At 61.9% G+C, this 11,330-nt stretch carries 10 protein-coding genes; 8 read left to right on the top strand and 2 right to left on the bottom strand.

Annotation, left to right across the window (positions count from 1 at the left end; all coding sequences use genetic code 11):
* Positions 1-327, top strand: a 327-nt coding sequence (locus A462_RS24815; RefSeq protein ID WP_008432628.1) for an REP-associated tyrosine transposase, incomplete at its 5' end; no start/stop codon positions are given.
* A 126-nt stretch (positions 328-453) separates the two neighbouring features.
* Here A462_RS24815 and A462_RS24820 read toward each other — a convergent pair.
* A complete protein-coding gene (locus tag A462_RS24820) occupies positions 454-894 on the bottom strand; it encodes a GlcG/HbpS family heme-binding protein (RefSeq protein ID WP_003210592.1) in 441 nt (146 codons plus the stop codon).
* 267 nt (positions 895-1,161) lie between these two features.
* Between A462_RS24820 and gcl the strand changes: the two genes are divergently transcribed.
* The 5 genes from gcl (at position 1,162) to pyk (ending at position 7,650) form a co-directional block, all read left to right on the top strand.
* Entirely contained in the window at positions 1,162-2,937 is a 1,776-nt protein-coding gene (gene gcl / locus A462_RS24825) for a glyoxylate carboligase (protein WP_003210593.1), read from the top strand.
* A 10-nt stretch (positions 2,938-2,947) separates the two neighbouring features.
* Positions 2,948-3,730, top strand: coding sequence for a hydroxypyruvate isomerase (gene hyi, locus A462_RS24830; RefSeq protein ID WP_008432625.1), 783 nt, complete (start codon positions 2,948-2,950; stop codon positions 3,728-3,730).
* A gap of 176 nt (positions 3,731-3,906) precedes the next feature.
* Positions 3,907-4,797: a 2-hydroxy-3-oxopropionate reductase gene (locus A462_RS24835; RefSeq protein WP_003210595.1), complete on the top strand. Its 891-nt coding sequence runs from the start codon at positions 3,907-3,909 to the stop codon at positions 4,795-4,797.
* Between the two features lie 152 nt (positions 4,798-4,949).
* Positions 4,950-6,245: a glycerate kinase type-2 family protein gene (locus A462_RS24840; protein ID WP_003210596.1), complete on the top strand. Its 1,296-nt coding sequence runs from the start codon at positions 4,950-4,952 to the stop codon at positions 6,243-6,245.
* The gene (pyk, locus tag A462_RS24845; protein WP_003210597.1) at positions 6,235-7,650 is read left to right on the top strand and encodes a pyruvate kinase; all 1,416 of its coding nucleotides are present in this window, start codon (positions 6,235-6,237) and stop codon (positions 7,648-7,650) included. The genes A462_RS24840 and pyk overlap by 11 nt, the downstream gene beginning before the upstream one ends.
* Before the next feature lie 110 nt (positions 7,651-7,760).
* On the opposite strand, the gene A462_RS24850 is transcribed toward pyk, so the two are convergent.
* On the bottom strand, positions 7,761-9,020 hold the full coding sequence (locus A462_RS24850) for a serine hydrolase domain-containing protein (protein WP_008432621.1): 1,260 nt from the start codon (positions 9,018-9,020) through the stop codon (positions 7,761-7,763).
* Positions 9,021-9,340: 320 nt separating this feature from the next.
* Between A462_RS24850 and A462_RS24855 the strand changes: the two genes are divergently transcribed.
* Both A462_RS24855 and A462_RS24860 read left to right on the top strand, forming a co-directional pair.
* Complete coding sequence (locus A462_RS24855) at positions 9,341-10,567, top strand: MFS transporter (protein ID WP_008432619.1); 1,227 nt, start codon at positions 9,341-9,343, stop codon at positions 10,565-10,567.
* A 358-nt stretch (positions 10,568-10,925) separates the two neighbouring features.
* On the top strand, positions 10,926-11,255 hold the full coding sequence (locus A462_RS24860) for a DUF6124 family protein (protein ID WP_032899015.1): 330 nt from the start codon (positions 10,926-10,928) through the stop codon (positions 11,253-11,255).
* The last annotated feature ends 75 nt before the right edge of the window (positions 11,256-11,330 follow it).

Genomic DNA, 11,330 nt, shown 5'->3' with positions numbered 1-11,330 from the left:
GTCTGGCAATTCCGTCTCGCCCAGTATCAAGGGCTGGCGAACTCCCTGGCCTGGGTGGTCATGCCCGACCACTTTCACTGGTTGATTGAGCTGCAAAAAGGCTCATTGGGAGACCTGATGTGCCAGGTGAAGTCCAAAAGCACTCGAACCGTTAATGGCGCTACGGGCCGCAAAGGGCGGCTATGGCAAACCAGCTTTCATGATCGTGCGCTGCGCAAGGACGATGACTTGGTGAAGATGGCTCGGTATGTCGTGGCCAACCCATTAAGAGCAGGGTTGGTGGAGCGGATTGGCGACTATCCGCTGTGGGATGCGGTTTGGGTTTAGGTCCGGGACCGAGTCGCCCCTTTCGCGAGCAAGCCCGCTCCCACATTTGACCGAGTTCCAGCCTTGGAATGCAGTCAAATGTGGGAGCGGGCTTGCTCGCGAAGAGGCCCGACCAGTCACCTCACATCAAGCAGTAACCCCCGCATCCGCCAACAACCCCAACCCCTCGATCGCACTGATCGCACACTGCTCGTCAATATCCGACGTATCCCCGCTGATCCCGATCGCTCCCAGCACCACACCCGCCTGATCCCGGATCAACACCCCGCCCGGCGCCGGCACCACGCTGCCCTGCCCCAGGCTGTTCAGCGCGGCAATAAACGCCGGCCGTTGCTGTGCGTCCAGCGCCAGCAAGCGCGAGCCCTTGCCCAGGGCTATCGCACCCCAGGCCTTGCCAATCGCGATCTGCGGGCGCAGCAGGCTCGCGCCATCCTCGCGCTGCAACGTTATCAAATGCCCGCCGCTGTCGAGTACCGCAACGGTCAGCGGTGCCGCCGAAATGGTGCGGCCTGCCGCGATGGCGTGGCTGGCCAGGTTGACTGCGACTTTCAAGGTTAAAGCGCTCATGGGTGCCGTCCTTATCTTGTTATGGGAAAGCCGTGGGGCTCTGTCTGATCAGAAGCTCGATCAAACAAATAGAACACAATAGATTTATTTTTTGTATACAATATTTCGAATCATACGCACCACACGTCGAAATATTCCCGTCCATAAGCCTTCCGACGAACGTAAAGGCCACCCAAGAAAATGGATTGACCTGCCCCGCTCGCCGTGAATACACTTCGGACCAACACCACTTGTATACAATTACAAAACGCAAGAGGCACCAAAACCATGAGCAAAATGAGAGCAATCGAAGCCGCTGTCCTGGTGATGCGCCGTGAAGGGGTCGACACCGCCTTCGGTATCCCGGGCGCCGCGATCAACCCGCTGTATTCGGCCTTGCAGAAGGTCGGTGGCATCGATCACGTCCTTGCTCGCCACGTTGAAGGCGCCTCGCACATGGCCGAGGGCTACACCCGCACCAAGGCCGGCAATATCGGCGTGTGCATCGGCACCTCGGGCCCGGCGGGCACCGACATGGTCACCGGCCTGTACAGCGCCTCGGCGGACTCGATCCCGATCCTGTGCATCACCGGCCAGGCGCCACGGGCACGCATGCACAAGGAAGACTTCCAGGCCGTCGACATCACCAGCATCGTCAAGCCGGTGACCAAGTGGGCAACCACCGTCCTGGAACCCGGCCAGGTGCCGTATGCCTTCCAGAAGGCCTTTTATGAAATGCGTTCCGGGCGCCCGGGCCCGGTGCTGATCGACCTGCCATTCGACGTACAAATGGCCGAGATCGAATTCGATATCGACGCCTACCAACCACTGCCCCTGGCCAAGCCTTTGGCGACCCGTATCCAGGTGGAAAAAGCCCTGGCCCTGCTGGACCAGGCCGAGCGCCCATTGCTGGTGAGCGGTGGTGGCGTGATCAACGCCGACGCCAGCGAACTGCTGGTGGAATTCGCCGAGTTGACCGGCATCCCGGTGATCCCGACCCTGATGGGCTGGGGCACCATCCCGGACGATCACCCGCAGATGGTGGGCATGGTCGGCCTGCAAACGTCCCACCGCTATGGCAACGCCACGATGTTGAAATCGGACGTGGTGCTGGGCATCGGTAACCGCTGGGCCAACCGTCACACCGGTTCGGTGGAGGTGTACACCGAGGGCCGAAAATTCATTCACGTGGACATCGAGCCGACGCAAATCGGCCGCGTGTTCACCCCGGATCTGGGCATCGTTTCCGACGCCGGCTCTGCATTGACCATGTTCATTGAAGTGGCCCGCGAGTGGAAAGCCGCCGGCAAGCTCAAGGACCGCAGCGCCTGGCTCCACGATTGCCAGCAGCGCAAGGCCACCCTGCACCGCAAGACCCACTTCGACAACGTGCCGGTCAAGCCGCAACGGGTGTACGAAGAGATGAACCAGGTGTTCGGCAAAGACACCTGCTACGTCAGCACCATCGGCCTGTCGCAGATTGCCGGCGCGCAGTTCCTGCACGTCTACAAACCACGCCACTGGATCAACTGCGGCCAGGCCGGCCCGCTCGGCTGGACCATTCCGGCGGCACTGGGTGTGGTCAAGGCGGACCCGACCCGCAACGTCGTGGCACTGTCCGGCGACTATGACTTCCAGTTCATGATCGAAGAGCTGGCCGTGGGCGCACAGTTCAAGCTGCCGTACATCCACGTGGTGGTGAACAACTCCTACCTGGGGCTGATCCGCCAGGCCCAGCGCGGGTTTGAAATGGACTACTGCGTGCAGCTGTCCTTCGACAACCTCAACGCACCGGAACTCAACGGTTACGGCGTCGACCACGTGGCCGTCGCCGAAGGCCTGGGTTGCAAGGCCCTGCGGGTGTTCGAGCCGGGCCAGATCCAGCCGGCACTGCGCAAGGCCCAGGAAATGATCGAAGAATTCAAGGTTCCGGTGATCGTTGAGATTATTCTGGAACGGGTGACCAATATTTCCATGGGCACCGAGATCAACGCCGTCAACGAATTCGAAGATCTGGCACTGGTGGGCAACGACGCGCCGACTGCCATTTCACTGCTCGATTAAGGAGAACCCCATGCCGCGTTTTGCCGCCAACCTGTCCATGCTGTTTACCGAACAGGACTTTCTTGCCCGTTTCAAAGCCGCCGCCGACGCGGGGTTCAGTGGTGTGGAATACCTGTTTCCCTATGAATTCAGCTCAGCTGAAATCAAGGCGCAACTCGATGCCCACGGCCTGACCCAAGTGCTGTTCAACCTGCCGGCCGGTGACTGGGCCAAGGGCGAACGCGGCCTGGCCTGCCACCCGGACCGGGTCGAGGAGTTCCGTGCCGGGGTCAACCTGGCCATCGCCTACGCCCAGGTACTGGGCAATACCCAGGTCAACTGCCTGGCGGGGATTCGCCCGGCCGGCGTGGATGACGCGACGCTTGAAAAAACCTTCGTCGCCAACCTCAAGTACGCCGCCGACAAGCTGCAGGCGGTGGGCATCCGGCTTGTGATGGAGATGATCAATACCCGCGACATCCCGGGCTTCTACCTGAACAACACGGCGCAGGCCCTGTCGATTCGCGAGCAGGTAGGCAGTGCCAACCTGTTCCTGCAATACGACATCTATCACATGCAAATCATGGAAGGCGACCTGGCCCGCACCATGGCTGCGCACCTGGGTGAGATCAACCACATCCAGCTGGCGGACAACCCGGGGCGCAACGAGCCGGGGACCGGTGAGATCAACTACCGCTTCCTGTTCGAACATTTGGACCGCATCGGTTATCAGGGTTGGGTCGGCTGTGAGTACAAACCGTTGACCACCACCGAAGCGGGTTTGGGTTGGCTCAAAAGCCACAACGCGATCTAACTGAACAAACACAGCACCCAATGTGGGAGCGGGCTTGCTCGCGAAAGCGGTGGATCAGTCGACATCAATGCTGAATGTCGGCCCCCATTCGCGAGCAAGCCCGCTCCCACAGTGGATCTCCTGTGTTTAGCAGGCCGCGCCAGGCCTGCACACCTAACAATAAGAGGATTTTCGTCATGGCTAAAATCGGATTTATCGGCACCGGCATCATGGGCCAACCCATGGCTGCCAACCTGCAAAAGGCCGGTCACCAACTGTTTCTTTCCGAGCATCACGGCAAGGCGCCGGCTGAACTGATCAGCGCTGGTGCGGTGGCCCTGGCCAACCCGCAGCAAGTGGCCCAGGAAGCCGAATTCATCATCGTCATGGTGCCAGACACTCCGCAGGTCGACGATGTGCTGTTCCGCGCCGACGGCGTTGCCGCAGGCCTTGGGCCGAACAAAGTGGTGATCGACATGAGTTCGATCTCGCCCACCGCCACCAAGGCCTTCGCCGCAAAGATCAACGAGACCGGCGCACGTTACCTCGACGCCCCGGTGTCCGGTGGTGAAGTCGGTGCCAAGGCCGGCACCCTGAGCATCATGATCGGCGGCGACCCGCACACCTTCGAACGCGCCCTGCCGCTGTTCCAGGCCATGGGCAAGAACATCACCCTGGTGGGCGGCAATGGCGATGGCCAGACCGCCAAGGTGGCCAACCAGATCATCGTTGCGTTGAACATCCAGGCGGTGGCGGAAGCGCTGCTGTTCGCCTCGAAGAACGGCGCCGACCCGGCCAAGGTGCGTGAAGCACTGATGGGGGGGTTTGCTTCGTCGAAAATCCTCGAAGTGCATGGCGAGCGCATGATCAAGGGCACCTTCGATCCGGGCTTCCGCATCAACCTGCACCAGAAGGATCTGAACCTGGCCCTGGCCGGTGCCAAGGAGCTGGGGATCAACCTGCCGAACACCGCCGGCACGCAGCAGGTGTTCAGCACCTGCACCGCCATCGGTGGCGGCAACTGGGACCACTCGGCGCTGATCAAGGGCCTGGAACATATGGCGAATTTTTCGATTCGCGATAAATAACCCCCTGATCGTTCCCACGCTCTGCGTGGGAATGCAGCCGTGACGCTCCGCGTCACAACAGCGGACGCAGAGCGTCCAGTGATTCATTCCCACGCGGAGCGTGGGAACGATCTGATGCACCCCTAATAACAAGAATCCCCGGGAGCCCGCTTATGTCGGTCGATCCGCAACACCTGCTTCGCGAGCTGTTTGCCACAGCCATCGACGCCGCCCACCCCCGGCAAGTCCTCGAACCCTATCTGCCCGCCGACCGCAGCGGCCGTGTCATCGTGATCGGCGCCGGCAAAGCCGCCGCCGCCATGGCGCTGGTGGTGGAAAACTGCTGGCAAGGCGAAGTCTCGGGCCTGGTGGTCACCCGCTACGGCCACGGCGCACCCTGCAAGAAAATCGAGGTGGTCGAAGCCGCGCACCCGGTGCCGGACGCCGCAGGCCAGGCCGTGGCCAAGCGTGTGCTGGAGCTGATCAGCAACCTGGGCGAAGACGACCGCGTGATCTTCCTGCTCTCCGGCGGCGGCTCTGCACTGCTCGCCCTTCCGGCCGCCGGCATCACCCTGGCGGACAAGCAAGCGATCAACAAGGCCCTGCTCAAATCCGGCGCCACCATCGGCGAGATGAACTGCGTGCGCAAGCACCTCTCGGCGATCAAGGGCGGGCGCCTGGCCAAGGCAAGCTGGCCTGCCACCGTCTACACCTACGCGATTTCCGATGTGCCGGGTGACCAGGCCACGGTCATCGCTTCCGGCCCCACCGTCGGCGACCCCAGCACCTCGCAACAGGCGCTGGCGATTCTCAAGCGCTACCAGATTGAAATCCCGGCGTCGGTGCGCACCTGGCTGCAAAGCCCGGAGTCGGAAACCGTCAAGCCCGGCGACCCGGTGCTGGCCCGTAGCCATTTCCAACTGATCGCCCGTCCGCAGCAATCCCTGGAAGCGGTGGCGGTGAAAGTCCGCCAGGCCGGTTTCAGCCCGCTGATCCTCGGCGACCTGGAAGGCGAAGCGCGGGACGTGGCCAAGGTGCACGCCGGTATCGCCCGGCAAATCATCCAGCACGGCCAACCCCTGGCGGCGCCTTGCGTGATCCTCTCCGGCGGCGAAACCACCGTCACCGTACGCGGCAATGGCCGTGGCGGACGCAACGCCGAATTCCTGCTGAGCCTCACCGACAGCCTCAAGGGCCTGCCCGGCGTCTACGCCCTGGCGGGTGACACCGACGGCATCGACGGCTCGGAAGACAACGCCGGCGCGATCATGACGCCCACCAGCTACGCCCGCGCCGAAGCCCTGGGCTTGAGCGCCAGTGACGAGCTGGACAACAACAATGGCTACGGCTACTTCGCGGCCCTCGACGGCTTGATCATCACCGAGCCGACCCGCACCAACGTCAACGATTTCCGCGCCATTCTGATTCTTGAAAGCCCTGAAAGAGAGTCCCCTGAACATGACGCCTGATAAGAAGGTCAAGATCCTCGCCACGCTGGGCCCGGCCACCGACAGCATCGACGACATCCGCGAGCTGGTGGAAGCCGGGGTGAATATCTTTCGCCTGAACTTCAGCCATGGCGATCATGCCGACCACGCCCAACGCTACCAGTGGATTCGCCAGGTGGAGCGCCAGCTCAATTATCCCCTCGGCATCCTGATGGACCTGCAAGGGCCGAAGCTGCGGGTGGGGCGTTTTGCCGAAGGAAAAGTGCAACTGATTCGCGGCCAGGCCCTGCGCCTGGACCTCGACCCGACACCCGGTGACCAGCGGCGAGTCAACCTGCCCCACCCGGAAATCATCGCGGCCCTGCAGCCCGGCATGGACCTGCTGCTGGACGACGGCAAGCTGCGCCTGCGGGTGATCACCAAGCACGCCGATGCCATCGACACCACCGTGCTCAACGGCGGCGAACTGTCGGACCGTAAAGGCGTGAACGTACCCCAGGCATTGCTGGAGCTCAGCCCGCTGACCGCCAAGGACCGCCGCGACCTGAGCTTCGGCCTGGAGCTGGGAGTGGACTGGGTGGCGCTGTCGTTTGTGCAACGCCCGGAAGACATCCGCGAAGCCCGCGAGTTGATCGGCGACAAGGCGTTCCTGATGGCCAAGATCGAGAAGCCCTCGGCGGTGCAGCGCCTGCAGGAAATCGCCGAGCTGAGCGACGCGATCATGGTCGCCAGAGGCGACCTGGGGGTGGAAGTGCCGGCGGAAAGCGTGCCGCAAATCCAGAAGGACATCATTGGTGTGTGCCGCCAGTTGGGTAAACCGGTGGTGGTGGCCACGCAGATGCTTGAATCCATGCGCTTCTCCCCGGCGCCGACCCGTGCCGAGGTCACCGACGTGGCCAACGCAGTGGCGGAAGGGGCGGACGCGGTGATGCTGTCGGCGGAAACCGCTTCCGGTGAATACCCGTTGGAGGCCGTGCTGATGATGAGCAAGATCATTCGCCAGGTGGAAAATGGCCCGGATTACCAGACCCAGCTGGACGTCAGCCGGCCCAAGGCGGATGCCACGGTGTCGGACGCCATCAGCTGTGCGATCCGCCGTATCAGCAGCATCCTGCCGGTGGCAGTGCTGGTGAACTACAGCGAGTCGGGCAGCTCCACCTTGCGGGCGGCGCGGGAACGGCCGGCGGTGCCGATTCTGAACCTGACACCGAACCTGTCGACGGCGCGACGCTTGAGCGTGGCGTGGGGCGTGCATTCGGTGGTGAACGATCGGCTGCGGCAGGTGGATGAGGTGTGTTCCACGGCGTTGGAGATTGCCCAGGCACAGGGTATGGCGGAGCGTGGGGATACGTTGGTGATTACTGCTGGGGTGCCATTCGGGCAGCCAGGGTCGACCAATTCGTTGCGGATCGAGACATTGATCTAATCCCCTGTGGCGAGGGAGCTTGCTCCCGCTGGACTGCGCAGCAGGCCCATCTTTTGGGGCCGCTGCGCGCCCCAGCGGGAGCAAGCTCCCTCGCCACAGGTACTTCGCGGTTATTGAAGCGCTTTGGCAACCGCATCAAAGGCAAACATATCGTCGATCACCTTGCCACCCGTGGGTTTGGTCTGCGCCTGCCACACCACAATCACCACATTCCTGGTCGGATTGATGTAGAGGTACTGACCAAACGTACCGGCCGCCGTAAAGGCTTTATCCGCTTTGGAAGCGTCGGTCCAACCTGGCCACCACATGGACGCAAAGTCACCGTACGCCGCATCTGAACCCGTAGTCGCGCTGGCAAAACTCAACCAGCCTTCAGGCAACACTGGCTGCCCACCGGCCTTGCCTCCGCTAAGCACGAACTGCCCAAAACGCCCGTAATCCTCAAGCGTCGCGCTGATACCGCTGCCGCCCACTTCATTGCCATTGAGGCCGTCGAGCCACCACTTGGCATCGGTTTGCATGCCGTAAGGCGCCCAGATCTTCTCGCTCAGGTATTGCGTCAGTGGCTTGCCCACCGCAGCGCTCACCAGTTGCCCCAACACTTGAGTTTCACCGGTGCTGTAGTTGGTGCGCGTACCAGGCGGCGCCGCCGTTTGCAGGCTGGCCATGAATTTCAGGAGCGACCCCGGTACTTGCTCGCTGCGCAGTTTGATCAAGTGGCGCTCGTCCGAGGTAGGGTCCGTGTATTGCTCGTTCCACTTGATCCCGGAGCGCATGGAGAGGATCTGGCGCACGGTGACCTGGTCATAACCGCTACCGGCCAACGCGGGTAAATAACGGGTGACCTTGTCATCCAGGCTCTTGATGGAGCCGTCCTGCAGCGCCGCGCCTACGAGGGTCGAGGTGATGGACTTGGCCACCGACATCGACATCCACCGGGTGTCGGCGGTGTTGCCTTTTTCATAACGCTCATCGACGATCTTGCCGTCCTTGAGCACCAACAGCCCGGTTACCCGGTTGATCGCCACGTAGTCATCGAGGCTGTAATGCTTGCCTTTGTAGTCAAAGGCAACCGGCCCAAGTGGCTGGCTGCTACGGGGTAACGGGAACGGATGGCCGCCCGCCTTGATCGTGCGCGTCGGGAACAACCGGTCGGTATTACGGAAGGTAGTGACCGCCAAGTCCTCGCTGAGCCTGCCGTCATAGATGGCCTGCACGTCGCCGATCGGTTCCTGTGCATGGGGATAAGGCTTCGCGGGATCCGGGGTGGCCGCGCAGGCGGTTAACGACAGCGCAAGTGTCGACGCACACACCAACACATGAAGCGCGCTGCGTTCAACCAGGGATGAAGAGCGATGAAGCACGGGCATAAGCACCTCTTTATTATTGTTTGATCGGCCTTGAAACGCTTCGGCACATCAGCAAAAACCGACATGCCTAGGCTCAGGATGCAGCGGGGGATTTTTTCTGGCGCGCGGGATCGGGCCGGATTACGCGCGGAGTCGGGCCATGGGCAATCGAGAGGGTCTACACGGAAGAAAACGCTCTACGCAGGCAGTCTTATCAACGAGACTGATGATTACTATCGAACCGGTCGCCTATTGGCTTACCAAAACCCATTCCTATAATCGCCTCCACTTTCTCCCTCCCGTCTGTCCTCAGGCGAAATATCCTCCCGGAACCCGACACCATGCCAAGCGCAAGCCGGGCCCCTAGCGGCCTCCCCGAACATAACCAACAAACCGTCCTGCAGCAGTGGCTGGCGATACTCTCGGTTGCCGTGGGCGCCTTCGCCCTGGTCACCAGCGAGTTCCTGCCGGTAGGCGTACTCAACGACGTCGCCGCCGACCTCGGCATCAGCGCCGGCCACGCCGGGCTGATGGTCACCCTGCCCGGCATCATGGCCGCCCTCGCCGCCCCGTTGCTGTCGGTGGGCATTGGCGCCATGGACCGTCGCTACCTGCTGATCGGCCTGACCCTGATCATGATCATCGCCAACATGGTGGTGGCCTACGCCAGCGACTTCAGCCTGCTGCTGTTCGGCCGCGTACTGCTGGGCATCAGCATCGGCGGCTTCTGGGCCACGGCCATCGCCCTCAGCGGCCGCCTGGCGCCCAAGGGCGTGGGCGTCGCGAAAGCCACCTCGATCATCATGATGGGCGTGACCCTGGCCACCGTCCTCGGCGTGCCCGTCGGCACCTGGCTGAGCGGCCTGATGGGCTGGCGCATGACCTTCCTCGTCACCGCACTGGTGGGCATACCGGTACTGCTGGCACAGATGTTCCTGCTGCCGCGCCTCGAACCGGAAAAAGCCATTCGCATCGCCGACCTGCCGGCCCTGTTCATCAACCCACAAGCCCGGGTTGGCTTGATCGCCGTATTGCTGATCGGCCTGGCGCACTTTGCCGCGTACACCTACGTCGCCCCGTTCTTCAAAAACAGCTCCGGCTTCGACGGCCCGACCATTGGCTCCCTGCTGCTGCTCTACGGCGTGGCCGGCGTAATGGGCAACGTCTTCGCCGGCTTCGCCGCCAACCGCAGCGTGCGCCACACCCTGCTGCTGGTGGCCCTGATGATCGGCACCAGCACCGCCCTGTTCCCCTACTTCGCCACCGGCATGAGCGGCGCAGTAATGCTGATCGCCCTGTGGGGCTTTGCTTTCGGTGCCTTCCCGGCGTGCGCGAGTATCTGGATGTTTGTGGTTGCGCCCAAGGATGTGGAGCGTGGCATGCCGCTGTTCGTGGCGTTGTTCCAGGTGATCATTGCCGTGGGTTCGTTCTTTGGCGGGCAGATTGTCGACAAGATGGGGACGTCGGTGCTGTTGAGTTTGGCGACCGCGTTCGTGGGCGCCGGGTTTGTGACGGTGCTGGTGTTGGGGCGCAAGGTGAGTAATAGCCTGGCGGCTCAGCCTGCTTAATCGAGGAAAACGGGACTGATTGAATTCAGTCCCGTGGCTGGAGGCAGTGAGCACCGCACCTTGCTCCATTGCCTACAGTTGCGTCAGAATCCGCCGGCTTGTGCACCTGGGTGGGCGTCTCTAAGGTTGCTCGGTCGCTGAAAACTCAGTGATCGGGTTTAGTAGCCCGAGGTTAACTGCAAGTGCATAAGCAGCATCTATCAGACCTTCTTGTCTGTGCTTGATGGTGGCTGTGCGCAGGGCGTCTTCGGACGCGCCGGCTTTTGTAGTTTCCCCGGTCTACTAACCTGCGTACAGCCGCCACCCCATTTCGTTTAGTAGCGACGTGGTGAGGGCCCTGCTCAGGAAAACTACTGATATGTTCAAGGTAACGCCGAATCCTCCGGGATCTCCCGATTTGAAACTCAACCAAGCCGCGCAACGTGCCTTGGATCACTATCTCAATCCCTCCTCCGCCAAAACCGCCCCGCCGTCGGGTGCGCTGTTCAGTGTGGCTGCTGATGCCAGCAGTGAAAGTCTGATTACCAATAGCTATGAAACCTTTGCCTCGGTCAGCGCGTTGCTGCTTGATCTGTCGGACGAGCTGAGCGGGAAAGACCGTGATGTGGCGTTGGCTATTCATCAACTCAGTGAGTTGGGGGTGCTGTTGATGGGTAAGTTGATGGATCGGGAGGTGCCGTCTAGCTGAAACCGGACGCTGTCCAGGCTACTCAACTAGCTCAATCGACTGATCGCCGAGGCGCTGTAGGCATCTACGGCGGCT

The sequence above is a fragment of the Pseudomonas sp. Ag1 genome, from assembly GCF_000278565.1.
GTDB lineage: Bacteria > Pseudomonadota > Gammaproteobacteria > Pseudomonadales > Pseudomonadaceae > Aquipseudomonas.
This window is presented reverse-complemented; position numbering and strand designations above follow the sequence as displayed.

Coding starts and splice junctions, on each gene's coding strand:
- A462_RS24820 (WP_003210592.1), bottom strand. CDS start 894: ATGAGCGCTTTAACCTTGAAAGTCGCAGTCAACCTGGCCAGCCACGCC.
- gcl (WP_003210593.1), top strand. CDS start 1,162: ATGAGCAAAATGAGAGCAATCGAAGCCGCTGTCCTGGTGATGCGCCGT.
- hyi (WP_008432625.1), top strand. CDS start 2,948: ATGCCGCGTTTTGCCGCCAACCTGTCCATGCTGTTTACCGAACAGGAC.
- A462_RS24835 (WP_003210595.1), top strand. CDS start 3,907: ATGGCTAAAATCGGATTTATCGGCACCGGCATCATGGGCCAACCCATG.
- A462_RS24840 (WP_003210596.1), top strand. CDS start 4,950: ATGTCGGTCGATCCGCAACACCTGCTTCGCGAGCTGTTTGCCACAGCC.
- pyk (WP_003210597.1), top strand. CDS start 6,235: ATGACGCCTGATAAGAAGGTCAAGATCCTCGCCACGCTGGGCCCGGCC.
- A462_RS24850 (WP_008432621.1), bottom strand. CDS start 9,020: ATGCCCGTGCTTCATCGCTCTTCATCCCTGGTTGAACGCAGCGCGCTT.
- A462_RS24855 (WP_008432619.1), top strand. CDS start 9,341: ATGCCAAGCGCAAGCCGGGCCCCTAGCGGCCTCCCCGAACATAACCAA.
- A462_RS24860 (WP_032899015.1), top strand. CDS start 10,926: ATGTTCAAGGTAACGCCGAATCCTCCGGGATCTCCCGATTTGAAACTC.